The organism is Pseudomonas sp. R15(2017) (assembly GCF_002112685.1).
Classification (GTDB): Bacteria; Pseudomonadota; Gammaproteobacteria; order Pseudomonadales; family Pseudomonadaceae; genus Aquipseudomonas; species Aquipseudomonas glycinae.
Genome location: NZ_NEII01000008.1, coordinates 23873 through 48328, shown reverse-complemented (window position 1 = coordinate 48328; position 24456 = coordinate 23873). Strand labels below are relative to the sequence as shown.

General features: G+C 58.1%; 35 protein-coding genes. 8 read left to right on the top strand and 27 right to left on the bottom strand.

The features are described from left to right. Positions 1–150: 150 nt before the first annotated feature. On the bottom strand, positions 151–1146 hold the full coding sequence (locus CAF77_RS17145; protein ID WP_064382236.1) for a GlxA family transcriptional regulator: 996 nt from the start codon (positions 1144–1146) through the stop codon (positions 151–153). 100 nt (positions 1147–1246) lie between these two features. Between CAF77_RS17145 and CAF77_RS17140 the strand changes: the two genes are divergently transcribed. The 7 genes from CAF77_RS17140 (at position 1247) to CAF77_RS17110 (ending at position 6423) form a co-directional block, all read left to right on the top strand. Continuing rightward, positions 1247–1801, top strand: coding sequence for a cysteine hydrolase family protein (locus CAF77_RS17140; RefSeq protein ID WP_064382237.1), 555 nt, complete (start codon positions 1247–1249; stop codon positions 1799–1801). Positions 1802–1954: 153 nt separating this feature from the next. Further along, a complete protein-coding gene (locus CAF77_RS17135; protein ID WP_064382238.1) occupies positions 1955–2623 on the top strand; it encodes a YjfI family protein in 669 nt (222 codons plus the stop codon). Between the two features lie 17 nt (positions 2624–2640). Next, entirely contained in the window at positions 2641–3339 is a 699-nt protein-coding gene (locus tag CAF77_RS17130) for a PspA/IM30 family protein (protein WP_064382239.1), read from the top strand. Between the two features lie 124 nt (positions 3340–3463). Continuing rightward, positions 3464–4114, top strand: a complete 651-nt coding sequence (locus CAF77_RS17125; RefSeq protein ID WP_085654911.1) for a DUF2491 family protein — start codon at positions 3464–3466, stop codon at positions 4112–4114. Between the two features lie 13 nt (positions 4115–4127). Beyond that, positions 4128–4553 (top strand): DUF350 domain-containing protein, encoded by a 426-nt coding sequence (locus CAF77_RS17120; protein ID WP_064382241.1) that lies wholly within the window; start codon positions 4128–4130, stop codon positions 4551–4553. A gap of 17 nt (positions 4554–4570) precedes the next feature. Then, positions 4571–5263: a DUF1190 domain-containing protein gene (locus CAF77_RS17115; protein WP_064382242.1), complete on the top strand. Its 693-nt coding sequence runs from the start codon at positions 4571–4573 to the stop codon at positions 5261–5263. Positions 5264–5265: 2 nt separating this feature from the next. After that, the gene (locus tag CAF77_RS17110) at positions 5266–6423 is read left to right on the top strand and encodes a glutathionylspermidine synthase family protein (RefSeq protein WP_085654909.1); all 1158 of its coding nucleotides are present in this window, start codon (positions 5266–5268) and stop codon (positions 6421–6423) included. Between the two features lie 76 nt (positions 6424–6499). Here the strand turns inward: CAF77_RS17110 and CAF77_RS17105 are convergent, their stop codons facing one another. Next, positions 6500–7018: a single-stranded DNA-binding protein gene (locus tag CAF77_RS17105; RefSeq protein ID WP_007966163.1), complete on the bottom strand. Its 519-nt coding sequence runs from the start codon at positions 7016–7018 to the stop codon at positions 6500–6502. Positions 7019–7027: 9 nt separating this feature from the next. Continuing rightward, entirely contained in the window at positions 7028–8425 is a 1398-nt protein-coding gene (locus tag CAF77_RS17100) for an MFS transporter (RefSeq protein ID WP_039771979.1), read from the bottom strand. Between the two features lie 191 nt (positions 8426–8616). Between CAF77_RS17100 and uvrA the strand changes: the two genes are divergently transcribed. Further along, a complete protein-coding gene (gene uvrA, locus CAF77_RS17095; protein WP_011336165.1) occupies positions 8617–11451 on the top strand; it encodes an excinuclease ABC subunit UvrA in 2835 nt (944 codons plus the stop codon). Between the two features lie 65 nt (positions 11452–11516). On the opposite strand, the gene bfr is transcribed toward uvrA, so the two are convergent. From bfr to rplV, 24 genes are all read right to left on the bottom strand, one after another. Beyond that, positions 11517–11984 carry a bacterioferritin gene (gene bfr, locus CAF77_RS17090; protein WP_064382244.1) on the bottom strand — a complete coding sequence of 156 codons (468 nt, stop codon included), beginning with the start codon at positions 11982–11984 and terminating at the stop codon, positions 11517–11519. 149 nt (positions 11985–12133) lie between these two features. Further along, the gene (locus CAF77_RS17085; RefSeq protein WP_064382245.1) at positions 12134–13588 is read right to left on the bottom strand and encodes a catalase; all 1455 of its coding nucleotides are present in this window, start codon (positions 13586–13588) and stop codon (positions 12134–12136) included. 238 nt (positions 13589–13826) lie between these two features. Continuing rightward, positions 13827–14213: a 50S ribosomal protein L17 gene (gene rplQ, locus CAF77_RS17080; RefSeq protein WP_007955635.1), complete on the bottom strand. Its 387-nt coding sequence runs from the start codon at positions 14211–14213 to the stop codon at positions 13827–13829. A gap of 42 nt (positions 14214–14255) precedes the next feature. Then, positions 14256–15257, bottom strand: coding sequence for a DNA-directed RNA polymerase subunit alpha (rpoA, locus tag CAF77_RS17075; RefSeq protein WP_003186012.1), 1002 nt, complete (start codon positions 15255–15257; stop codon positions 14256–14258). Between the two features lie 26 nt (positions 15258–15283). Next, a complete protein-coding gene (rpsD, locus tag CAF77_RS17070; protein ID WP_011336168.1) occupies positions 15284–15904 on the bottom strand; it encodes a 30S ribosomal protein S4 in 621 nt (206 codons plus the stop codon). A gap of 18 nt (positions 15905–15922) precedes the next feature. Then, the gene (gene rpsK / locus CAF77_RS17065; RefSeq protein ID WP_002555466.1) at positions 15923–16312 is read right to left on the bottom strand and encodes a 30S ribosomal protein S11; all 390 of its coding nucleotides are present in this window, start codon (positions 16310–16312) and stop codon (positions 15923–15925) included. Between the two features lie 30 nt (positions 16313–16342). Beyond that, a complete protein-coding gene (gene rpsM, locus CAF77_RS17060) occupies positions 16343–16699 on the bottom strand; it encodes a 30S ribosomal protein S13 (protein ID WP_009045849.1) in 357 nt (118 codons plus the stop codon). Between the two features lie 130 nt (positions 16700–16829). Beyond that, complete coding sequence (rpmJ, locus tag CAF77_RS17055) at positions 16830–16946, bottom strand: 50S ribosomal protein L36 (RefSeq protein ID WP_002555468.1); 117 nt, start codon at positions 16944–16946, stop codon at positions 16830–16832. Between the two features lie 27 nt (positions 16947–16973). Beyond that, positions 16974–18302 (bottom strand): preprotein translocase subunit SecY, encoded by a 1329-nt coding sequence (gene secY, locus CAF77_RS17050; protein ID WP_003228718.1) that lies wholly within the window; start codon positions 18300–18302, stop codon positions 16974–16976. Continuing rightward, positions 18303–18740, bottom strand: a complete 438-nt coding sequence (rplO, locus tag CAF77_RS17045; protein ID WP_003228720.1) for a 50S ribosomal protein L15 — start codon at positions 18738–18740, stop codon at positions 18303–18305. A 3-nt stretch (positions 18741–18743) separates the two neighbouring features. Beyond that, on the bottom strand, positions 18744–18920 hold the full coding sequence (gene rpmD / locus CAF77_RS17040) for a 50S ribosomal protein L30 (RefSeq protein WP_003176408.1): 177 nt from the start codon (positions 18918–18920) through the stop codon (positions 18744–18746). A gap of 2 nt (positions 18921–18922) precedes the next feature. Further along, positions 18923–19423, bottom strand: a complete 501-nt coding sequence (gene rpsE, locus CAF77_RS17035; RefSeq protein ID WP_007955637.1) for a 30S ribosomal protein S5 — start codon at positions 19421–19423, stop codon at positions 18923–18925. Positions 19424–19426: 3 nt separating this feature from the next. Next, entirely contained in the window at positions 19427–19777 is a 351-nt protein-coding gene (gene rplR, locus CAF77_RS17030; protein WP_003186037.1) for a 50S ribosomal protein L18, read from the bottom strand. A gap of 10 nt (positions 19778–19787) precedes the next feature. Next, complete coding sequence (gene rplF, locus CAF77_RS17025; RefSeq protein ID WP_011336170.1) at positions 19788–20321, bottom strand: 50S ribosomal protein L6; 534 nt, start codon at positions 20319–20321, stop codon at positions 19788–19790. Positions 20322–20333: 12 nt separating this feature from the next. Then, complete coding sequence (gene rpsH, locus CAF77_RS17020) at positions 20334–20726, bottom strand: 30S ribosomal protein S8 (RefSeq protein ID WP_011336171.1); 393 nt, start codon at positions 20724–20726, stop codon at positions 20334–20336. Between the two features lie 209 nt (positions 20727–20935). Next, positions 20936–21241 carry a 30S ribosomal protein S14 gene (gene rpsN / locus CAF77_RS17015; protein WP_007955639.1) on the bottom strand — a complete coding sequence of 102 codons (306 nt, stop codon included), beginning with the start codon at positions 21239–21241 and terminating at the stop codon, positions 20936–20938. A 13-nt stretch (positions 21242–21254) separates the two neighbouring features. Beyond that, positions 21255–21794: a 50S ribosomal protein L5 gene (gene rplE, locus CAF77_RS17010; protein WP_003210069.1), complete on the bottom strand. Its 540-nt coding sequence runs from the start codon at positions 21792–21794 to the stop codon at positions 21255–21257. A gap of 20 nt (positions 21795–21814) precedes the next feature. Next, positions 21815–22129: a 50S ribosomal protein L24 gene (gene rplX / locus CAF77_RS17005; RefSeq protein WP_003186046.1), complete on the bottom strand. Its 315-nt coding sequence runs from the start codon at positions 22127–22129 to the stop codon at positions 21815–21817. A gap of 11 nt (positions 22130–22140) precedes the next feature. After that, entirely contained in the window at positions 22141–22509 is a 369-nt protein-coding gene (gene rplN, locus CAF77_RS17000) for a 50S ribosomal protein L14 (protein ID WP_002555479.1), read from the bottom strand. 23 nt (positions 22510–22532) lie between these two features. After that, positions 22533–22799, bottom strand: coding sequence for a 30S ribosomal protein S17 (rpsQ, locus tag CAF77_RS16995; RefSeq protein ID WP_003194644.1), 267 nt, complete (start codon positions 22797–22799; stop codon positions 22533–22535). A gap of 2 nt (positions 22800–22801) precedes the next feature. Then, the gene (gene rpmC / locus CAF77_RS16990; protein ID WP_002555481.1) at positions 22802–22993 is read right to left on the bottom strand and encodes a 50S ribosomal protein L29; all 192 of its coding nucleotides are present in this window, start codon (positions 22991–22993) and stop codon (positions 22802–22804) included. Next, entirely contained in the window at positions 22993–23406 is a 414-nt protein-coding gene (rplP, locus tag CAF77_RS16985) for a 50S ribosomal protein L16 (RefSeq protein WP_003228729.1), read from the bottom strand. Before rplP ends, rpmC begins: the two co-directional genes overlap by 1 nt. 12 nt (positions 23407–23418) lie before the next feature. Further along, complete coding sequence (rpsC, locus tag CAF77_RS16980) at positions 23419–24105, bottom strand: 30S ribosomal protein S3 (RefSeq protein ID WP_003176422.1); 687 nt, start codon at positions 24103–24105, stop codon at positions 23419–23421. 13 nt (positions 24106–24118) lie between these two features. Further along, complete coding sequence (rplV, locus tag CAF77_RS16975) at positions 24119–24451, bottom strand: 50S ribosomal protein L22 (RefSeq protein WP_003103908.1); 333 nt, start codon at positions 24449–24451, stop codon at positions 24119–24121. Positions 24452–24456: the final 5 nt, after the last annotated feature.

Genomic DNA, 24456 nt, shown 5'->3' with positions numbered 1-24456 from the left:
GTAGGTCAGAGGGTGCAGAGATCAGGCCAACCGGCGCTGGCGTGAAACACGCTGAAAATCAGCCACTTGAAAAAACCGTGCTGGCACCGCGCCTGTTTCAATCTGCACGACCGACCCGCTGGCTCCGGCATTTTGCACGACGCAGTCGTATTACTTCGCCGCAACTGAAGGCGGACTTACCCCGAATCGCGTCCGGTATTCACTCGGCGCAAGCCCGGTGATTTTCTTGAATATCGCGCGAAAGGCGCCCGGATCCTGATAGCCCACCGTCCACGCAATGTGGTCGATGGTGCCGTTGGTGAACTCGAGCATTTCCCGAGCCTTGCCGACCCGCAGGTGCTGGCAGTATTCAGTGGGTTTCAGGCCGGTCGCCGCACGGAACCGGCGCAGAAATGTTCGCTCTTCCAGACCCGCACGTTCGGCCATTGCCGTCAGCGAGACATCGGTCGCGCCGGTGCCCTGCAGCCAATGCTGAACCTGAAGAATCGGCCCGTCGCCATGATTGAGGATCGGCGCAAAATTACTCCCGCACGCACTGGCGCTGTCGCTGTGCTCCACCACCAGAAACCGCGCCGTGCTGCTGGCGATGCTCGGCCCGAGCAAGCGGTCCACCAGTCGCAAACCAAGCTCTGACCAGGCCATCAGCCCCGCCGTCGTTATCAGGTCACCGTCATCGACAATCGGCGTGTCGGCCTTGAGCCTGATCTTCGGGTAACACTCGGCGAAGGCCTTGGCCGAAGTCCAGTGCGTGGTAGCGCTGCGACCGTCGAGCAACCCGCTCTCCGCCAGCAGCCACGAGCCGACACACACACCGCCAAGCGTCGCGCCACGCGCATGTTGTTCACGCAGCCAGGGCAGCAGCCCGGCCGGCATCTGTGCCGCGGAAAAACCGGCAATGGACGGCGGGATCAACACCGCCAGCAAACCGTTGTCGGCTCCGGGATGACTGTCGTAAACCCGCACGGGCGGGTGGTCGTCATCGACCTGCCAGTGGCTGATCCGCAGCAGCGGCAGCTGTGTGGCCTGGTGTTCGGCGGCGATCCGGTTGGCGACCCCGAACAGGTCGGTCAGGCCATGCACCGCCGCCATTTGCGCGCCGGGATACATCAGCACGCCCAGTTCCGCGACGGTCCTTTCTGCACCCATTGTCAGTTTTCCCCTGTGTATTGTCGGTGCGGCCAATCCTCGAAGACGTGGCCAGCGCCAATACTGAACCCACACCCACCCACACTTCGAGGACACACCCATGGCCAAGCAAGCGCTCATCGTAGTCGATATCCAGAACGACTACTTCCCCCAAGGCAAGTGGCCGCTGGCCGGTGCCGACGCCGCCGCCGACAACGCCGCCCGGTTGATCGCGGCCTTCCGCGAGGCCGGCAATTCTGTGGTGCATATCCGCCACGAATTCACCTCGCCCGAGGCGCCGTTTTTCACTCCGGGCTCCGAGGGCGCCAAGCTGCATCCGAAAGTGCTCAACCGCACCGACGAGCCGGTGGTGCTCAAGCACTTCGTCAACTCGTTCCGCGAAACCGAGCTGCAATCGATCCTCGACGAGCAAGGCATCAAGGAGCTGGTGGTGGTCGGCAGCATGAGCCACATGTGCGTCGATGGCGTTACTCGCGCGGCGGCCGATCTGGGTTATACCGTCACAGTGATCCACGATGCCTGCGCCACCCGCGACCTGGAATTCAACGGTCTGACCGTGCCCGCCGCCCACGTGCATGCGGCGTTCATGTCGGCGCTGGGGTTTGCCTATGCCAGCGTGGTATCCACCGACGAGTTCCTCGCTGCCAGCCGCTAAGCCCTGCTCCGACACACCCGGAAAAATCTGCGCCCGCCACGTTGCGGGCGTTTTTTCGCGTGTCATGAAAATCTCACGCGTGAGCCATTGATGGCATTTTGATTTGGTTGTAGTGTGGCTCACGCGTGAGATGTTCATAACGGAGTCATCGCCATGAAAAGCAACTCCCCAGCAACAAAATCGGAGAGCCCGAAGGGAGTGCGCTCGACACCGTCCGCGAAAAAGCCGTCGAGCTTCTACATGAAGCAGATGCGCGCGGGCCTGGCTGCCGCCGGTTATGTGAAACACGAAACTTGGGTGCTTCCGGAAAACCGAAGCTTGCTCAAGCAAATGGAGCAACAGCTACGCCAACCGATTCTGGCTGGCTCTTTCATGTCGGAGAATTACATGAGCGCAGGCAACAACTGGAACATCGATAGCCTCTACAACGCTTTCAAGGCGCTGGACGAGGTGGCTTCGCAAGAGATCACGCTGTCTCTGATCCAGAGCTCCGAACCCAGCCTCAAGCTGGAAATGAACGAATTCGGCGGTCTGCCGATTCACATCGCCCTCGCCGGTCAGCAGATCATCGTCGACACCGTGCTGGTGGACATCGATTCGATCACCGATGTGCGCGCCTTCAACGACGCGGTACTGCGCAGCCGGGAAATGTTCCCGCTGTCGTCGATCGGCATCGAGACCATGCCCAACGGCCAGACCGTCTACAACATGTTCGGTGCACTGAGTGCCGATTCGAGCCTGACCAACGTGGTCACCGAGGTGAAAACCCTGGTCGACAACGTGCAGCGCGCCAGCGAAGCCTTCGAACACTTCTTCAAGTAATCAACAGGGAATATCCAATGACTCAGTCCATCTGGAGCAAGTTGTTCACCGCGCTGCGCGGCGGCGCCAACGAAGTCGGCGAAGCGATCGCCGACCAACAGGCCCTGCGCATCCTCGATCAGGAAATCCGTGACGCCGACAGCGCGCTGTCCAATGCCCGTCGCGAACTGGTCACCATCATGGCCAAGCACAAACTCTCCGCCGACCGCGTGAGCGAGTACGAAGCCAAGATCAGGGACCTGGAAGCCAAGGCCGTTTCCGCCCTGAACGCCGGCCGTGAAGACCTGGCGCTGGAAGTGGCCGAAGCGATCTCGACCCTGACCAACGACCTGGGCGTCGAGAAAAAGCAGACCGACGAATTCGGCACCTACGCCGACAACATGCGCAAGGACATCAACAAGGCCGAAGCGCGGATCAAGAGCCTGCGACAGCAAGTGGACATGGCCAAGGCCCGTGAGAGCGTGCAGAAAGCGCAGGTCAGCGCCTCGATCGCCAGCGGCGGCGCCAACGGCAAGCTGGAAACCGCCGTCGGTACCCTGAACCGCCTGCAAGCCAAACAGCAGCAACGCGCTGCCGAGCTGAGCGCTGCCGACGAACTGGCCGATGCGTCGACCGGCAACGACCTGGATCGCAAGCTGCGCGAAGCCGGCATCACGCCGAACGAAGGCAGCGCCAACGCCATCCTCGAGCGTCTGAAGCAGAAGTCCGCCCAGTAACGGCGGCGGGAGTAAAGAAGGGCACCGGGTGCCCTTCTTTTTTGCCTGCTCGTTCGCCGCGCGCCCGGTACACTAGCGGCGTTTTTGCCACCGAATACCTCCACCCGCTTCAAGGAATGTACCCATGGGATGGTTCAAAGATTTGCTCGGCACCAGCAACTGGCAGTCGGCCGCGCCGGCGTCCGGGTCTGCCGGCGGCCCCCTCGGACTGGCGCAGGGCAAGGCGATCCGCTTCGACACGACCCTCGGCCTGTTGCTCGACGGCAGCACATCAGTGCGGGTTCCCGACGCTCAGGCCATCTGGAGCGCCGGCTGGATCGACCTCGGCCAGTCGAACAAACTGCATCGCTACTATCTGAACGATGAAGAATTCTGGGTACAGATCCATGTCACGGGCGACGATCAGATCGAATCGGTGACGCTGTTCAATTACGTCAGCTATGTGACGGTCAACAGTGACGCCGAACTGCAGCGCCTGGCCGGGCCGAACAGCCTGATCGGCCTGCCGACCTATCGCCACGAAGGTGTCGAATACACCCGTGAATGGGGCACCGAACGCGGCCAGACCGAACTGGTGCCGCTCACCGAACAGGTGATCAACCCCGACGAGTCCTACACCATCAACCATCACTCGATGCTCTACGCCCGGGACACCGGCCTGACCGATCGCCGCGAGCTCTTGCTGTTCTCCGTCGAGCAGGACGAAGAAGGCACCGTCAGCCTGAGCACTTCGCTGGGCATCTCGCTGTACACCACTGATTTGAGCACCATCTAAAAGGAAGTTTTCCATGCTGGAAGCGTTGTCCATCTCCCTGAACAAAGCCGCACTGGTCGGTTTCGTCGCCTACCTGATCGGCGCCGTGCTGCTGTTCATGCTGTTTCAGTTCGTCTACACCCGCATCACGCCGCACAAGGAATTCGAGCTGATCCGTTCCGGCAACGTCGCCGCCGCCATTGCCCTGTCCGGCGCAATCATCGGCTTCGCGATTCCGGCCAGCAACGTGATCGCTCATTCGATCAACGTCCTCGACTTCGTCCTCTGGGCGGTGATCGCGGCCGCGGTGCAATTGCTGGCTTTCCTGGCGACGGGGCTGGTGCTCAAGGGCACGTCCCAGCGCATCGCCAACGGTGAAATCGCCGCGGGCATCTATGTGGCGGCGGTGGCGATCAGCGTCGGCATGCTCAACGCCGCGTGCATGACCCCGTCCTACTGATCGGCAGGAAGCCTGAGATGAAACGAAGCAAGTACGTTCAACTGTCGCTGGCCGCTTCGGTAGCCCTGGCGATTTCCGCTGAAGTGGCCGCCCAGGAGCAGCAACGCAACTTCCAGAGCGTCGAACAATGCATCGACGCCGAAGTGGCACCGGATGTCTGCTCGAACGCCTACGTCGCAGCCCTGGCCGAACACCGGCGGATCTCCCCGGCCTACGACGACAAGGCTGCCTGCGACGCGGACTTCGCCGCCGACTGGTGTCAGAAAAATTCCGCCGGCCGTTTCGTACCGAAACTCGGTGGCTTCAAGGTGCCGCAGGACGGTGAGCCGGCGCAGAACCTCGATGCGATCGCCAATGCCCAGATGCCCGCCGGCGACGCGGCCGCCGTGCAGAGCAATCAGACCAGCACTTCGCACTCGTCCAGCGGTGCAGGCAACGGCTGGCTCACCGGATGGCTGATCGGCAATGCCATGAGCAACAACCGCGCGATCGACTCGCGGCCGGTTTATCGTGAGCGCAATACCCGCCAGACCTACGACACCTCGACGCTGAACCGTCGCATCGAATCGGCGCCGAGCCGCAGCCAGCGGGACTACGACAGCGATTACCGCAAACCGGTCAACGTCGCGGCGTCCACCTCCCGTGGCGGCTTCGGCAGCCAGTCCAGCGCCCGCAGCGGTTGGGGCGGCTGGGGCCGTTCGAGCAGCTGACCATGAAGAAGATCCACTGCGCCGAGCGCCACGACTGGAAGCAGACCGCCGAAAGCCTTGGCTTTCTGTTTCACACCATCGACGACGAGCCGTACTGGGACGAGCGCGCCTACTACCAGTTCACGCTCGAACAGATCGAAAACGATCTGGAGGATCCGACCACTGAACTGCACGAGATGTGCATGGACCTGGTCGACCGCGTCGTACACAGCGAAGAACTGCTGGATCGCCTGAGCATTCCGGCGCCGTACTACGACATGATCCGAACATCCTGGCTGGAAGGTCATCCGCATCTGTACGGGCGCATGGACTTCTCCTACAGCGGCAACGGCCCGGCGAAGCTGCTCGAACTCAACTACGACACGCCCACCAGCCTTTATGAAACGGCGGCGTTTCAGTGGGGCTGGCTGGAGCAATGCATCGAGCGCGGGATGCTGCCGCGCCATGCCGATCAGTTCAACAGCATCGACACCCGGCTGCACGAAGCCTTCGCCCAACTGAAACTCACGCGGCCGTTTTACTTCGCCTCGATGAAAGACTCGGTCGAAGACAAGGGCACCACGGATTACCTGCGGCTGATCGCAGAAAAAGTCGGCATCGAATCGCGGCACATCGACATCGAAGACATCGGCCTGAGCGCTGACGGTCGTTTCGTCGATCTCGAGGACCGCTGGATTCCGCACCTGTTCAAGCTGCACGCCTGGGAGTTCATCTTTCATGAGCCATTCGGCGCGGCGATCGCCGAATGCGACACCCAGTTTTTCGAACCGGCGTGGAAGTCGATTCTTTCCAACAAGGGCGCCCTGCCGTTGCTTTGGGAATTGCACAAGGGCCATCCGAACCTGCTCGCCGCACATCTCGACCCGAACCCGGGCAGCGCGGTGCCCAAGGGTTGGGTACGCAAACCGTACTTCTCCCGGGAAGGCGCCAACATCGAGTTGCAGACCGCTGAAGGCCTGATCGTCAAAGAGGATGGGCCCTACACCGATGCGCCCTTCATCCTGCAGGAATTTGCCCCTTTGCCGAAGTTCGACGACAGCTACACGCTGATCGGTTCCTGGGTGATCGGTGATCAGGCGGCGGGGATTGGCGTGCGCGAAGACAACAGCCTGATCACCAAGGATTCGAGCCGGTTCCTGCCGCATTTGATTCTTGACTGAAAAACCTGCACACATGAAAAAGGCCCGTCGCATTCAGCGACGGGCCTTTTTTATTTAACGCGGATACAGCAGCGAATCAGAACGGAATATCGTCATCGAAGCTGTCGAAATCCGGAGCCGGTTGCGGTGCGGCCTGCTGTGGAGCCGGGGCCGGACGCTGCTGAGGTGCCGACTGCTGCGGACGCGGAGCCTGCTGGCGTGGCGCCTGCTGCTGATAGTTGTTGCCACCGCCTTGTTGGTCGCCCTGTTGCGGACGGCCGCCGAGCAGTTGCATGGTGCCTTGCATGTCGACCACGATCTCGGTGGTGTAACGCTTGATACCGTCTTTTTCCCACTCACGGGTCTGCAGCTTGCCTTCGATGTAGACCTGCGAACCTTTGCGCAGGTATTCGCCGGCGATTTCGGCAACCTTGCCGAACATCGATACGCGGTGCCACTCGGTCTTCTCGACCTTCTGACCGGTCTGCTTGTCGGTCCACTGCTCGCTGGTCGCCAGACTCAGGTTGGTCACGGCGTTACCGTTGGGCAGGTAGCGTACTTCGGGATCCTGGCCGCAAGTACCGACCAGAATGACTTTGTTAACCCCACGGGCCATAACGTTCTCCTAGGCTTCGCACGCAGTCTGCGCCGGGTTGTTCACCAGGCGTTCGAGAGTGGTGCGATCCATTAATTCGGTGTCCAGTTTGATGTAGATCGCCGCTTCATCAGCGACTATCACTGCATCAGTTACCCCTACGAGGGCCTTGAGACGCTCGACCAGACCCGCTTCGCGGATCGCTTCGGGCGACAACGGCAGGCGCAGGCTCGTCACGTAGGGAGGTTCGCGCATGGTAACAGCAAAGGCCAGCCAAAGTGCAGCCAGCCCGGCACATCCGAGGAACACAACCGACAGACCGCCATGCTGGAACATCCAGCCGCCGAGAATACCGCCGAGTGCCGAACCGAGGAACTGACTGGTGGAGTACACGCCCATGGCCGTGCCCTTGCCACCTGCCGGTGAAACCTTGCTGATCAGCGACGGCAGCGATGCCTCCAGCAGATTGAACGCGGTGAAGAACACCACCGTCCCGATCACCAGAGCCCGCAGGCTGTCGCCGAACTGCCAGAAGAATAGCTCAGTCAGCATCAGCGTCATCACGGCGCCGAGCAGAACTCGTTTCATTTTGCGTCTCTTCTCGCCGTAGATGATGAACGGAATCATGGCGAAGAAGGAAATCAGCAGTGCGGTGAGGTACACCCACCAGTGCTGCTCCTTGGGCAGACCGGCCTTTTCGACCAGCGCCAGGGGCAGTGCGACGAAGCTCGACATCAACATCGCATGTAACACAAAAATGCCCAGGTCCAGCCGCAGCAGGTCCGGGTGCTTGAGCGTCGGCATCAACGCCTGGCGTGCAACGCCGGACTCGCGATGACTCAGCGGCCCGGTGGATTTCGGCACCATGAACATCACGATCACGATCCCGACCAGGGCCATGCCGCCGGTGGCGAGAAACAGGCCGGACAAGCCGAACGCACGGGTCAGCAGCGGGCCGACCACCATCGCCACGGCGAACGACAGGCCGATGGTCATGCCGATCATGGCCATTGCCTTGGTGCGGTGCTGTTCGCGGGTCAGGTCGGAGAGCAACGCCATGACCGCCGCAGAAATAGCGCCGGCGCCCTGCAGGATCCGCCCGGCAATCACGCCCCAGATCGAATCGGCCTGAGCCGCCAGCACACTGCCGAGGGCGAAGACGATCAGCCCCAGGTAAATCACCGGACGCCGGCCGATGCGGTCGGAAATGATCCCGAACGGAATCTGGAAAATCGCCTGGGTCAGGCCGTAAGCGCCGATCGCCAGCCCGATCAGGGCCGGGGTCGCTCCCGCCAGATCCATGCCGTAGGTCGCCAGTACCGGCAACACCATGAACATGCCAAGCATACGGAAGGCGAACACCAGGGCCAGACCGCTCGCCGCGCGGGTCTCGCTGCCACTCATGCGTTCGCTGTGGGGATCGTGCATGGAAAAACCTCGTGTGAACCGGCGGCGATTCTACCAGTCCCATCGAGAGACGGGGTATATCGCGACGCTTTGACGCGTACAGATGAAACTCTCTTCATGTAAGGCAAAAAACCCTTCACTTGATAGTGTGCATCCATCCAGTATTTGGCCGTATACTCCTGTGTTTTCGACGCCCGCCGAGCGAGGCCATTTTGGACAAGATCCTGATTCGTGGGGCCCGCACCCACAACCTGAAGAACATCGACCTGACCCTGCCACGGGACAAACTGATCGTCATCACCGGCCTGTCCGGATCCGGCAAGTCTTCCCTGGCTTTCGACACGCTGTACGCCGAAGGTCAGCGCCGCTATGTCGAATCCCTGTCGGCCTACGCCCGGCAGTTCCTGTCGATGATGGAAAAACCCGACGTCGACACCATCGAAGGCCTGTCGCCGGCGATCTCCATCGAACAGAAGTCGACCTCGCACAACCCGCGTTCCACGGTCGGCACCATCACCGAAATCTACGACTACCTGCGTCTGCTCTATGCCCGCGTCGGTACGCCACGCTGCCCGGATCACGACATTCCGCTGGAAGCGCAGACTGTAAGCCAGATGGTCGATCTGGTACTCGCCCAGCCGGAAGGCAGCAAGCTGATGCTGCTGGCGCCGGTGATCCGCGAGCGCAAGGGCGAGCACCTGTCGGTGTTCGAAGAACTGCGTGCCCAGGGCTTCGTCCGGGCCCGGGTCAACGGCCGGCTCTGCGAGCTGGATGAACTGCCGAAACTTGATAAACAGAAGAAGCACACGATTGAAGTCGTGGTCGACCGCTTCAAGGTTCGCGCGGATCTGCAGCAGCGTCTGGCGGAATCCTTCGAGACCGCGCTGAAGCTGGCGGACGGCATCGCGCTGGTGGCGCCGATGGATGACGAGCCGGGCGAAGAGATGATCTTCTCCGCGCGCTTCGCCTGCCCGATCTGCGGCCACGCAATCAGCGAGCTGGAACCCAAGCTGTTTTCCTTCAACAACCCGGCCGGCGCCTGCCCGACCTGCGACGGTCTGGGAGTGAAGCAGTTTTTCGACATCAAGCGACTGGTCAACGGTGATTTGACCCTGGCCGAAGGCGCGATCCGTGGCTGGGACAGGCGCAACGTCTATTACTTCCAGATGCTCGGCTCATTGGCCGCGCATTATGGTTTCAGCCTGGAGCAGCCGTTCAACGAGCTGCCGGCCGATCAACAGAAATACATCCTGCACGGCAGTGGCTCGCAGAACGTCGATTTCAAATACCTCAACGACCGGGGCGACATCGTCAAACGCTCGCACCCGTTCGAAGGCATCGTGCCGAATCTGGAGCGCCGCTACCGCGAAACCGAATCGGCGAGCGTGCGCGAAGAACTGGCGAAGTTCCTCAGCACCCAGTCCTGCCCGGATTGCCGTGGCACCCGCCTGCGTCGCGAAGCGCGGCACGTGTGGGTCGGCGAGAAAACCCTGCCGGCGGTGACCAACCTGCCGATCGGCGACGCCTGCGATTACTTCGGCGCGCTGAAGATGACCGGCCGCCGCGGCGAAATCGCCGACAAGATTCTCAAGGAAATTCGCGAGCGCCTGCAGTTTCTGGTTAACGTCGGTCTCGACTACCTGTCGCTGGATCGCAGTGCCGATACGTTGTCTGGCGGTGAAGCGCAGCGGATTCGTCTGGCCAGCCAGATCGGCGCGGGCCTTGTGGGTGTTCTGTACATCCTCGACGAGCCGTCCATTGGCCTGCACCAGCGCGACAACGATCGCCTGCTCGGCACTCTCAAGCACCTGCGCGACATCGGCAACACGGTGATTGTGGTCGAGCACGATGAAGACGCGATTCGACTGGCAGACTACGTAGTGGATATCGGCCCGGGCGCCGGTGTTCATGGCGGGCAGATCGTCGCCGAAGGCACGCCGGACGAAGTCATGGCGCACCCGGATTCGCTGACCGGCAAATACCTGTCGGGCCGGGTCAAGATCGAAGTACCGGCCAAGCGCACGCCGCGTAACAAGAAGCAGGTGCTGTCGCTCAAGGGCGCGCGGGGCAACAACCTGCGCAACGTCGACCTGGAAATCCCGATCGGCCTGCTGACCTGCGTGACCGGTGTCTCCGGCTCGGGCAAATCGACGTTGATCAACAACACGCTGTTCCCTTTGAGCGCCACGGCACTCAATGGCGCGACCACCCTGGAAGCGGCAGCTCATGACAGCATCAAGGGCCTGGAGCATCTGGACAAGGTCGTCGACATCGACCAGAGCCCGATCGGTCGTACGCCACGTTCCAACCCGGCGACCTATACCGGGCTGTTCACGCCAATTCGTGAGCTGTTCGCCGGCGTACCCGAGTCCCGCTCCCGTGGTTATGGCCCTGGACGTTTCTCGTTTAACGTCAAGGGCGGACGTTGCGAGGCTTGCCAGGGCGACGGTCTGATCAAGGTGGAAATGCACTTCCTGCCGGACATCTACGTCCCGTGCGACGTGTGCAAGAGCAAGCGCTACAACCGCGAAACCCTGGAGATCAAATACAAGGGCAAGAACATCCACGAAACCCTCGAGATGACCATCGAGGAAGCGCGCGAGTTCTTCGACGCGGTGCCGGCGCTGGCGCGCAAACTGCAAACGCTGATGGATGTGGGGCTGTCGTACATCAAGCTCGGGCAGTCGGCTACCACGCTGTCCGGGGGTGAAGCCCAGCGGGTCAAGTTGTCCCGCGAGCTGTCCAAACGCGATACCGGCAAAACCCTGTACATCCTCGATGAGCCGACCACTGGCCTGCATTTCGCGGATATCCAGCAACTGCTCGACGTACTGCATCGCCTGCGCGACCACGGCAACACCGTGGTGGTGATCGAGCACAACCTCGACGTGATCAAGACCGCCGACTGGCTGGTGGATCTTGGCCCCGAGGGTGGTTCGAAAGGTGGACAGATCATTGCCACCGGTACGCCTGAGGAAGTGGCCGAGATGAAGCAATCTCATACCGGTCACTATCTCAAGCCGCTGTTGATTCGTGATCGGGCCTGATTGCCGGGCATGAAAAAGCCCCTGTCACTTCGTCAGTGACAGGGGCTTTTTTGTATCAATTGCAATCAGGACGCGTGGGACTGCAGGTAGTTCTGGATACCGATCAGCTTGATCAGGCCCAACTGCTTTTCAAGCCAGTAGGTGTGATCTTCTTCGGTGTCATTGAGCTGAACCCGCAGGATCTCGCGACTGACATAGTCGCCGTGCTGTTCGCACAGTTCTATGCCCTTGCACAGCGCGGCGCGCACCTTGTATTCAAGGCGCAGATCCGCTTCGAGCATGGTTTGCACCGTAGTGCCGACATCCAGATCATCCGGGCGCATGCGCGGAGTGCCTTCGAGCATCAGAATCCGGCGCATCAGCGCATCGGCGTGGCCGGCCTCCTCTTCCATCTCGTGGTTGATTCGTTCGTAGAGCTTGGTGAATCCCCAGTCCTCATACATCCGCGAGTGAACAAAATATTGGTCACGCGCGGCCAGTTCGCCGGTCAGCAACGTGTTGAGGTAATCGATAACGTCTGGGTGGCCTTGCATCGCCCTACATCTCCCTGCTTGAAAGTCTGTAGTTTGAACCAACCTGACTGGAAGGTCACTCACTTCGCGCAATAAAAGCGAAGATATTCTGAGAAAAGCAGCCTAAATAACGCAAAAACCGCCCGAATGAGGGCGGTTCTGCTTCTCGTTTAGACTTCGTTAAGCTGTACGTTGAGCAGCTTTGCGATTGCTTCTCCGTACGCCGGATCGGCCTTGTAGAAATGCTGCAGCTGACGGTCGATCACATCACTCGAAACACCCGCCATCGCACCGGCGATGTTGCTGACCAGCAACGCCTTCTGTTCGTCGCTCATCAAACGGAACAGCGCACCGGCGTGGCTGTAGTAGTCGCTGTCTTCGCGGTGATCGTAGCGATCAGCCGCACCACTCAAGGCCAGCGCAGGTTCAGCGTAATGCGGCGCCTGTTTCGGCGACTCCACGTAGCTGTTGGGCTCGTAATTAGGCGCCGCTCCACCATTGCTGCCGAATGCCATCGAACCGTCGCGCTGATAAGTATTCACCGGACTGCGCGGGGCGTTCACCGGTAATTGCTGGTGATTGGTACCGACGCGATAGCGATGCGCATCCGCGTAGGCAAACACGCGACCTTGCAGCATGCGATCCGGCGACAGGCCTACGCCGGGCACCATGTTGCTCGGACCGAACGCAGCTTGCTCAACTTCGGCAAAGTAGTTGAGTGGATTACGGTTCAGCTCCAACTCACCCACCTCGATCAGTGGAAACTCCTTCTGCGACCAGGTCTTGGTCACGTCGAACGGGTTCTCATAGTGCGCAGCGGCTTGGGCTTCGGTCATGACCTGGATGCATACGCTCCATTTCGGGAAGTCACCACGCTCGATGGCTTCGAAAAGGTCACGCTGTGCGTAATCCGGATCAGTGCCCGCCAGGCGTGCCGCGTCTGCCGGCGCAAGGTTCTTGATCCCTTGCTTGGTCTTGTAGTGCCACTTCACCCAGTGACGCTCGCCTTGAGCACTGATCAGGCTGTAGGTGTGGCTGCCGAAACCGTGCATGTGGCGATATCCGTCCGGTATACCGCGATCAGAGAACAGAATCGTGACCTGGTGCAGCGCTTCAGGCGAATGCGACCAGAAGTCCCACATCATCTGCGCGCTTTTCAGATTGCTTTGCGGCAGTCGCTTCTGGGTGTGGATAAAGTCAGGGAATTTCAATGGATCACGGATGAAGAAAACGGGCGTGTTGTTGCCAACGATGTCCCAGTTGCCTTCTTCGGTATAGAACTTGAGGGCGAAGCCACGTGGATCGCGCTCGGTGTCGGCCGAACCACGCTCACCACCGACCGTGGAGAAACGCAGGAAGGTCGGTGTCTGCTTGCCGACAGCAGAGAACAGTTTGGCGCTGGTGTACTGCGTAATGTCGCGAGTGACCGTGAAAGTGCCGTATGCGCCCGAACCCTTGGCGTGTACACGACGCTCAGGAATGTTTTCCCGGTTGAAGTGAGCAAGCTTCTCGATCAGGTGGAAATCATCGAGCAACAACGGACCACGAGGGCCGGCGGAGCGAGAGTTCTGGTTATCGGCGACAGGTGCGCCACTGGCGGTCGTAAGCGTCTTGTTCTGGCTCATGCGATCTTCTTCCTCTATCGGTCTTGAACTGCCGGCTAATCGGCTTGTTGGGGAGTATCGATCATCAATATGACAGCCACAAATTCATTAACTTATGGTCAGCAATAGATAAAAACTAACGATAAATCCCCGCACATAGTGCAGACCCAAACAGGGTAGAAGCTTGTACGAACAGCGCATTTCTTACAGGCACAAAAAACCGGGCACTAGGCCCGGTTCCTTGTTTCAGACTGATGTCTTACTCAGCGGATACAGCTTCACCGCCGACAGCACGATCAACCAGCTCGACGTACGCCATAGGCGCGTTGTCGCCAGCGCGGAAACCGCACTTGAGGATGCGCAGGTAGCCACCCTCACGGGTAGCGTAACGCTTGCCCAGGTCGTTGAAGAGCTTACCAACGATAGCTTTCGAACGAGTACGGTCGAAAGCCAGACGACGGTTAGCAACGCTGTCTGTCTTGGCCAGAGTGATCAGCGGCTCGGCAACGCGGCGCAGTTCTTTGGCTTTTGGCAGAGTAGTTTTGATCAGCTCGTGCTCGAACAGCGACACCGCCATGTTCTGGAACATGGCCTTGCGGTGCGAGCTGGTGCGGCTCAGGTGACGCCCACTTTTACGATGACGCATGGTTCATTCCTTACCAAACACTACGTTCGGTGATTACGACGATCAGGCAGTCGCCTTGTCGTCCTTCTTAAGACTTGCAGGCGGCCAGTTGTCGAGGCGCATGCCGAGGGACAGACCGCGGGAGGCCAGAACGTCCTTGATTTCGGTCAAGGATTTCTTGCCCAGGTTCGGAGTCTTCAACAGCTCTACTTCGGTACGCTGAATCAGGTCGCCGATGTAGTAGATGTTTTCCGCCTTAAGGCAGTTAGCCGAACGTACAGTCAGTTCCAGATCGTCAACCGGGCGAAGCAGGATCGGATCGATCTCGTCTTCCTGCTCGACAACCACTGGCTCACTGTCACCCTTGAGGTCGACGAACGCAGCCAACTGCTGTTGCAGGATGGTTGCAGCGCGGCGGATAGCCTCTTCAGGATCCAGGGTACCGTTGGTTTCCAGATCAATAACCAGCTTGTCCAGGTTGGTACGCTGCTCGACACGGGCGTTTTCCACCACGTATGCGATACGGCGAACCGGGCTGAACGAAGAGTCGAGCTGCAAGCGACCGATGCTGCGGCTTTCGTCTTCATCGCTCTGACGCGAGTCGGCTGGTTCATAACCACGACCACGAGCTACGGTGAGCTTCATGTTCAGGGCGCCGTTAGACGCCAGGTTAGCGATTACGTGATCGGGATTAACGATCTCGACATCATGATCCAGCTGAATATCGGCAGCGGTAACCACCCCCGAACCCTTCTTCGACAAGGTCAGCGTAACTTCGTCACGACCGTGCAGCTTGATGGCCAGACCTTTAAGGTTCAACAGGATTTCAATTACGTCTTCCTGTACACCTTCGATGGCGCTGTACTCGTGGAGCACACCGTCAATCTCGGCCTCGACTACTGCGCAGCCGGGCATTGAGGACAACAGGATGCGGCGCAGCGCGTTGCCCAGGGTGTGGCCAAAACCACGCTCGAGAGGCTCGAGAGTGATCTTGGCGCGGGTTGGACTGACAACCTGCACATCAATGTGGCGGGGTGTCAGGAACTCATTTACCGAAATCTGCATGGATGCACCTATTTTCTAGCCCTTACTTACTTGGAGTAGAGCTCGACAATCAGGCTTTCGTTGATGTCGGCGGACAGATCACTGCGAGCAGGAACGTTCTTGAAAACGCCCGACTTCTTCTCAGCATCTACCTCTACCCATTCTACGCGACCACGTTGGGCGCACAGCTCGAGAGCTTGGACAATGCGAAGTTGGTTCTTTGCCTTCTCGCGAACAGCAACCACGTCACCAGCACGAACCTGGTAGGACGGAACGTTTACGGTCTGACCGTTAACGCTGATCGACTTGTGCGATACCAGCTGACGGGATTCGGCACGAGTCGAACCGAAGCCCATACGGTATACAACGTTGTCCAGACGGCATTCGAGCAGTTGCAGCAGGTTTTCACCGGTTGCACCTTTCTTGCTGGCAGCAGCCTTGTAGTAGCCGCTGAACTGACGCTCGAGAACGCCGTAGATACGACGGACCTTCTGCTTTTCGCGCAGTTGGGTGCCGTAATCGGACTGGCGACCGCGGCGTTGGCCGTGGATACCAGGTGCTGCTTCAATGTTGCACTTCGATTCGATCGCGCGCACGCCGCTCTTCAGGAAGAGATCGGTGCCTTCGCGACGAGCGAGTTTGCATTTTGGACCAATGTAACGAGCCATTCTTTACAATCTCCTGGATTACACGCGGCGCTTCTTCGGCGGACGGCACCCGTTGTGCGGGATTGGCGTCACGTCGGTGATGCTGGCGATCTTGTAGCCACAGCCGTTCAAAGCGCGGACTGCGGATTCACGACCTGGACCTGGGCCCTTGACGTTCACGTCGAGGTTTTTCAGGCCGTATTCCAGCGCAGCTTGACCAGCACGTTCAGCGGCTACCTGAGCAGCGAACGGGGTGGACTTGCGGGAACCGCGGAAACCCGAACCACCGGAGGTAGCCCAGGAAAGAGCGTTACCTTGACGGTCGGTGATGGTCACGATGGTGTTGTTAAAAGAGGCATGGATGTGGGCGATGCCATCAACCACTGTCTTTTTAACTTTTTTACGAGGACGAGCAGCAGGTTTTGCCATGATTAAATTCCTGTCGATTCGCTGGGGCGATTACTTGCGGATCGGCTTACGCGGACCTTTACGGGTACGCGCGTTGGTCTTGGTACGCTGACCGCGTACTGGCAGACCACGACGATGACGCAGACCGCGATAGCAACCGAGGTCCATCAAGCGCTTGATTTTCATGTTGATTTCGCGACGCAGGTCACCTTCAGTGGTGAACTTCGCCACTTCGCCACGCAGCTGTTCAATCTGCTCGTCGCTCAGATCCTTGATCTTTGCGGCTGGGTTTACCCCAGTCTCTGCACAGATCTTCTGTGCAGTAGTGCGACCAACACCATAGATGTAGGTCAGCGAGATAACAGTATGCTTGTTATCTGGAATGTTAACGCCTGCAATACGGGCCATTCAGTGGGACTCCAATTGACAGCTACCTACGCCCCGGAAGCCAAGAAATAGGGCGCGAGATAATATCGCTGTAATAACAAATAATCAACCCGGTAGCGCACTAGCTACCGGGCTTGAAGCACAATCACACTCAGCCTTGGCGCTGTTTGTGACGCGGTTCCGCGCTGCAAATTACTCGAACAACACCTTCGCGGCGAATAATCTTGCAGTTACGGCACAGCTTTTTCACCGATGCACGAACTTTCATCACCAACTCCTCGAACCTTATGGGTACTCAGCGCAACATGCCGCTGCCGTAACCCTTCAGGTTGGCTTTCTTCATCAGGGATTCGTACTGGTGCGAAACGAGGTGCGATTGTACTTGGGACATGAAGTCCATCACAACCACGACCACGATCAGCAACGAGGTCCCGCCAAGGTAGAACGGAACGTTTGCTGCAACCACCAGGAACTGGGGCAACAAGCACACGGCCGTCATGTAAAGAGCACCGAACATGGTCAAGCGAGTCAGAACGCCATCAATATAGCGTGCGGACTGCTCACCTGGACGGATGCCCGGAATAAAGGCACCGGACTTCTTCAGGTTTTCCGCTACGTCTTTCGGATTGAACATCAACGCCGTATAGAAGAAGCAGAAGAAAATAATCCCTGCACTAAACAGCAGAATATTCAACGGCTGACCAGGAGCGATCGACTGCGAGATGTCCTGCAACCAGCCCATACCTTCAGACTGACCAAACCAGGCACCCAACGAAGCCGGGAACAGCAAAATGCTGCTCGCGAAAATAGCCGGAATAACACCGGCCATGTTCACCTTCAGCGGCAAGTGGCTTGTCTGTGCAGCAAAAACCTTGCGGCCCTGCTGACGCTTGGCGTAGTGAACAGCGATACGACGCTGACCACGCTCAATGAAGACCACGAAACCGATAATCGCTACTGCCAGCAAACCGATGGCAACCAAGGCGAAGATGTTGATATCGCCCTGACGCGCAGACTCGAAAGACTGCCCGATTGCTCTCGGAAGACCGGCGACGATACCCGAAAAAATCAACATCGAGATACCGTTGCCTACACCACGCTCAGTAATCTGCTCACCCAGCCACATCATGAACATCGCGCCAGCCACAAACGTGGAAACCGCGACGAAATGGAAGCCAAAGTCACCAGTGAACGCAACGCCCTGCCCCGCCAGACCAATGGACATGCCAATGGCCTGAACGAGAGCGAGGACGACGGTGCCGTAGCGGGTGTACTGGCTGATCTTGCGACGGCCAGCTTCACCTTCCTTCTTCAACTGCTCCAGCTGCGGGCTGACGGCGGTCATCAACTGCATGATGATCGATGCCGAAATGTACGGCATGATCCCCAACGCAAAGATGCTCATCCGCTCCAGCGCGCCGCCGGAAAACATGTTGAACAAGCTAAGAATGGTCCCCTCATTCTGTCGAAACAGGTCTGCGAGTCGGTCCGGGTTGATACCTGGAACCGGGATGTGTGCGCCTATTCGGTAGACGATAATCGCCAGGAACAGAAAACGCAGACGAGCCCAAAGTTCAGACATACCGCCTTTGCCGAGCGCAGAGAGAGCACCTTGCTTAGCCATTTATTCCTCGAACTTGCCGCCAGCTGCTTCGATAGCCGCACGCGCACCTTTGGTGGCGCCGATTCCCTTGCCGATAGTGACAGCGCGAGTCACTTCACCGGACAGCATGATTTTCACACGCTGTACGTTGACGTTGATCACGTTGGCATCTTTCAGGGACTGCACGGTGACGATGTCGCCTTCCACTTTAGCCAGCTCGGACAGACGCACTTCTGCGCGATCCATAGCCTTCAGGGAAACGAAACCGAACTTCGGCAGGCGACGATGCAGCGGCTGTTGACCGCCTTCAAAGCCTGGAGCAATGGTGCCACCGGAGCGGGAAGTCTGACCTTTGTGACCACGGCCACCAGTCTTACCCAAACCACTACCGATACCACGGCCCGGACGATGCTTTTCGCGACGGGAACCCGGCGCTGGACTCAGATCATTGAGTTTCATCGATTAACCCTCGACACGCAGCATGTAGTAAGCCTTGTTGATCATCCCGCGATTCTCGGGAGTATCCTGGACTTCTACAGTGTGACCGATGCGACGCAGACCCAGACCCTTAACGCACAGTTTGTGGTTAGGGATGCGGCCGGTCATGCTTTTGATCAGCGTAACTTTAACGGTAGCCATGATTACTTGATCTCCTCAACACGCAGGCCACGTTTGGCTGCAATGGATTCAGGAGACTGCATAGCCTTCAGACCCTTGAAAGTGGCGTGAACCACGTTTACAGGGTTAGTCGAGCCGTAGCACTTGGCCAGAACGTTCTGAACGCCAGCAACTTCGAGGACAGCACGCATAGCGCCGCCAGCGATGATACCGGTACCTTCAGAAGCAGGCTGCATGTACACCTTCGAAGCGCCATGAGCAGACTTCATTGCGTACTGCAGAGTAGTGCCGTTCAGATCAACCTGGATCATGTTGCGGCGAGCAGCTTCCATTGCCTTCTGGATCGCAGCAGGCACTTCACGCGACTTGCCACGGCCGAAGCCAACACGCCCTTTACCATCACCAACCACGGTCAACGCGGTGAAAGTGAAGATACGGCCGCCTTTTACGGTTTTGGCTACGCGGTTAACTTGAACCAGCTTCTCGATGTAGCCTTCGTCGCGCTTTTGGTCGTTATTTGACATAACTTAGAACTCCAGCCCAGCTTCACGAGCAGCATCAGCCAGCGCTTTAACGCGGCCGTGGTACTTGAAGCCAGAGCGGTCGAAAGCCACCTGCGAGACGCCAGCGGCCTTAGCACGCGTAGCGACCAGCTGGCCAACCTTAGTGGCCGCGTCGATGTTGCCAGTGGCGCCATCACGCAGTTCTTTATCCAAAGTCGAGGCGCTTGCCAGGACTTTGTTGCCGTCGGCCGAAATGACCTGGGCGTAGATGTGCTGCGAAGAGCGGAACACGCAGAGACGCACGACTTCGAGTTCGTGCATTTTCAGGCGTGCTTTGCGAGCGCGACGCAGTCGAGTAACTTTTTTGTCGGTCATTTGCTATGCCCTACTTCTTCTTGGCTTCTTTACGACGGACGACTTCGTCCGCGTAGCGCACACCTTTGCCTTTGTACGGCTCTGGTGGACGGAAGTCGCGGATCTCGGCGGCCACTTGACCTACCAGCTGCTTGTCGATGCCCTTGATCAGGATATCGGTCTGGCTAGGAGTCTCAGCGGTGATGCCTTCCGGCAGTTCGTAATCCACTGGGTGCGAGAAGCCAAGAGCCAGGTTCAGCACCTGACCTTTTGCTTGCGCTTTGTAACCAACACCGACCAGCTGGAGCTTGCGCTCGAAGCCTTGGCTTACGCCCTGGACCATGTTGTTTACCAACGCACGAGTGGTACCGGCCATTGCGCGAGTCTGTTGATCGCCATTGCGAGCAGCAAAACGCAGCTCACCGGCTTCTTCAACGACTTCAACGGACGAATGGACGTTCAGTTCAAGAGTACCCTTGGCACCCTTCACCGAAAGCTGTTGGCCTGCGAATTTTACTTCGACACCGGCTGGCAGCTTAACGGGGTTCTTAGCGACGCGAGACATGCTTATCCCCCCTTAGAACACAGTGCAAAGAACTTCGCCGCCGACACCGGCAGCGCGCGCAGCACGATCAGTCATCACACCTTTGTTGGTGGAGACGATAGACACACCGAGACCGCCACGTACTTTTGGCAGCTCTTCGACGGACTTGTACTGACGCAGGCCTGGACGGCTAACGCGCTTCACTTCCTCGATGACCGGACGGCCTTCGAAGTATTTCAGCTCGATGGACAGCAGCGGTTTGGTTTCGCTGCTGATCTGATAACCCGCGATGTAACCTTCGTCCTTCAGGACTTTTGCTACAGCCACCTTCAACGTGGAAGACGGCATGCTTACGACGGACTTTTCAGCCATCTGGGCATTACGGATTCGAGTTAGCATGTCCGCTAACGGGTCCTGCATACTCATGGGCTAGACGCTCCTAATACAGAAAAATTAGCCTTGCGGCTACTACTTGTCGCCGAGAAACTCCGGGCATAAAAAACACGGGCTCAGGCGAGCCGGTCATTCTAGACATACCCCAGAAATGAATCAAGCCCCAAAAGGGGCTTGATTCAATCTCAAGGCCACCGATGGTCAGGTTCTTTCGACTCCGACCATCAAGGCTTTGACAGCAATTACCAGCTGGCTTTAACCAGACCTGGTACGTCACCACGCATTGCCGCTTCACGCAGTTTGTTACGGCCGAGGCCGAACTTGCGGTAAACGCCGTGCGGACGACCGGTCAGACGGCAACGGTTACGCATACGCGAAGCGCTTGCGTCACGTGGTTGCTTCTGCAGAGCTACGGTAGCCTCCCAACGCGCTTCTGGACTTGCGTTCAGATCGACGATGATAGCTTTAAGCGCTGCACGCTTGACGGCGTACTTGGCAACGGTGAGCTGACGCTTCAGCTCACGGTTTTTCATGCTCTTCTTGGCCATTTTCCTACTCCAATCAGTTGCGGAACGGGAATTTGAAAGCACGCAGCAGAGCGCGGCCTTCATCATCGTTCTTGGCAGTGGTGGTCAGGGTAATGTCCAGACCGCGGAGAGCATCGATCTTGTCGTAGTCGATTTCCGGGAAAATGATCTGCTCTTTCACGCCCATGCTGTAGTTGCCACGACCATCGAAGGACTTGGCATTCAGGCCGCGGAAGTCGCGAACCCGAGGCAGGGAGATCGACAGCAGACGATCCAGGAACTCGTACATACGCTCACGGCGCAGGGTCACTTTGACGCCGATCGGCCAACCTTCACGGACTTTAAAGCCAGCGATGGATTTGCGAGCGTAGGTCACAACGACTTTCTGGCCGGTGATCTTTTCCAGGTCAGCAACAGCGTGCTCGATGACTTTTTTGTCGCCGATCGCTTCGCCCAGACCCATGTTCAGGGTGATTTTGGTAACGCGCGGAACTTCCATCACGTTCGAAAGCTTAAGTTCTTCCTTAAGTTTCGGAGCGATTTCCTTCCGGTAAATCTCTTTTAGTCGTGCCATGGTCTTCTACCTAGCAGTGTTCAAGCATCAACCGCTTTTTGGGTCGACTTGAAGACACGAATTTTCTTACCGTCTTCTACTTTGAAACCAACGCGGTCAGCCTTGTTGGTTTCGCCGTTGAAGATGGCGACGTTGGAAGCGTGCAGTGGCGCTTCTTTCTCGACGATACCGCCCTGTACGCCCGACATCGGGTTAGGCTTGGTATGACGCTTGACCAGGTTCAGACCACCAACAACCAGACGGTTGTCAGCAAGAACCTTCAGCACCTTACCGCGCTTACCTTTGTCTTTGCCGGCGATCACGATGATCTCGTCGTCACGACGAATCTTTTGCATGTCGGATCTCCTTACAGCACTTCTGGGGCGAGCGAGACGATCTTCATGAACTTCTCAGTACGAAGCTCACGGGTCACTGGCCCAAAGATACGGGTGCCGATCGGCTCTTGCTTGTTGTTCAGAAGAACAGCAGCGTTGCCATCAAAGCGGATAATGGAGCCATCAGCACGACGTACGCCGTGACGAGTGCGGACTACAACAGCAGTCATCACTTGGCCTTTTTTCACCTTACCGCGAGGAATTGCTTCCTTCACGGTAACTTTGATGATGTCACCGATACCAGCGTAACGACGATGGGAGCCACCCAGCACCTTGATGCACATAACGCGGCGAGCGCCGCTGTTATCGGCCACATCGAGCATGGATTGAGTCTGAATCATATAATTTCTCCGACCCCTAGCCCTTAGACTTCCACAGCGCGTTCGAGAACATCAACCAGCGCCCAAGACTTGGTCTTGGCCATCGGACGAGTTTCACGAATAGTGACTTTGTCGCCGATGTGGCACTGGTTGGTTTCGTCGTGCGCGTGCAGCTTAGTCGAACGCTTAACGTATTTACCGTAGATCGGGTGCTTAACGCGACGCTCGATCAGAACGGTGATGGTTTTGTCCATCTTGTCGCTGACAACACGGCCAGTCAGCGTACGGACAGTTTTTTCGGCTTCAGCCATGATCACTTACCTGCCTGCTGGTTGAGCACAGTCTTCACGCGAGCGATGTCACGCTTAACTTGCGAGAGCAGATGAGACTGCCCCAACTGGCCAGTTGCTTTCTGCATACGCAGATTGAACTGGTCGCGCAGCAAGCCGAGCAGTTGCTCGTTCAGCTGCTGTGCGGATTTTTCACGAAGTTCATTCGCTTTCATCACATCACCGTCCGTTTAACAAAGGAGGTGGCGAGCGGCAGCTTTGCAGCAGCCAGGGCGAAAGCCTCACGCGCCAGCTCTTCAGAAACACCCTCGATTTCATACAGGACTTTGCCTGGCTGAATCTGGGCAACCCAGTACTCCACGTTACCCTTACCTTTACCCATACGAACCTCGAGAGGCTTTTTGGAGATCGGCTTGTCCGGGAATACACGGATCCAGATCTTGCCGCCACGTTTTACGTGACGGGTCAGAGCACGACGCGCTGACTCGATCTGACGAGCGGTGAGACGACCACGAGCTACAGACTTCAGCGCGAACTCGCCGAAGCTGACTTTGCTACCGCGCAGTGCCAGACCACGGTTGTGGCCGGTCATCTGCTTGCGGAACTTCGTACGCTTAGGTTGCAACATTTGGCGTACCCCTTACTTAGCAGCTTTTTTACGAGGCGCTGGTGCTTGTGGCTTCAGCTCTTCTTGGCGACCACCAATTACTTCGCCTTTGAAGATCCAAACCTTTACACCGATCACACCGTAAGTGGTGTGAGCTTCGTAGTTGGCATAGTCGATGTCGGCACGCAGGGTGTGCAGTGGCACACGACCTTCGCGATACCATTCAGTACGTGCGATTTCAGCACCGCCGAGACGACCGCTCACTTGGATTTTGATGCCTTTGGCACCAATGCGCATGGCGTTCTGTACAGCGCGCTTCATGGCGCGACGGAACATTACACGACGCTCCAGCTGCTGAGCTACGCTCTGCGCAACCAGCATACCGTCGAGTTCCGGCTTGCGGATCTCTTCGATATTGATGTGCACAGGCACACCCATTTGCTTGGTCAGGTCCTGACGCAGTTTCTCAACATCTTCACCTTTCTTCCCGATAACGATACCTGGACGAGCGGTGTGGATGGTGATGCGTGCAGTTTGGGCCGGACGATGGATATCGATACGGCTTACGGACGCGCTTTTTAGTTTGTCTTGGAGGTATTCACGCACCTTCAGATCAGCGAACAAGTAGTCCGCATAAGTCCGACCGTCTGCGTACCAGACGGAGGTGTGCTCCTTGACGATTCCCAGGCGAATGCCAATGGGATGTACTTTCTGACCCATCTCTTCGACTCCGTTACTTGTCAGCAACCTTGACAGTGATATGGCAAGACCGCTTGACGATGCGATCAGCACGGCCTTTGGCACGTGGCATGATGCGCTTCAGCGAACGCCCTTCGTTGACGAAAACGGTGCTGACCTTCAGGTCATCAACGTCTGCGCCTTCGTTATGCTCGGCGTTGGCTACGGCCGACTCCAGCACTTTTTTCATGATCTCGGCGGCTTTCTTACTGCTGAAAGCCAACAGGTTGAGCGCTTCGCCCACCTTCTTCCCGCGGATCTGGTCGGCGACCAAGCGGGCTTTCTGGGCGGAGATTCGAGCGCCCGACAACTTAGCGGCTACTTCCATTTCCT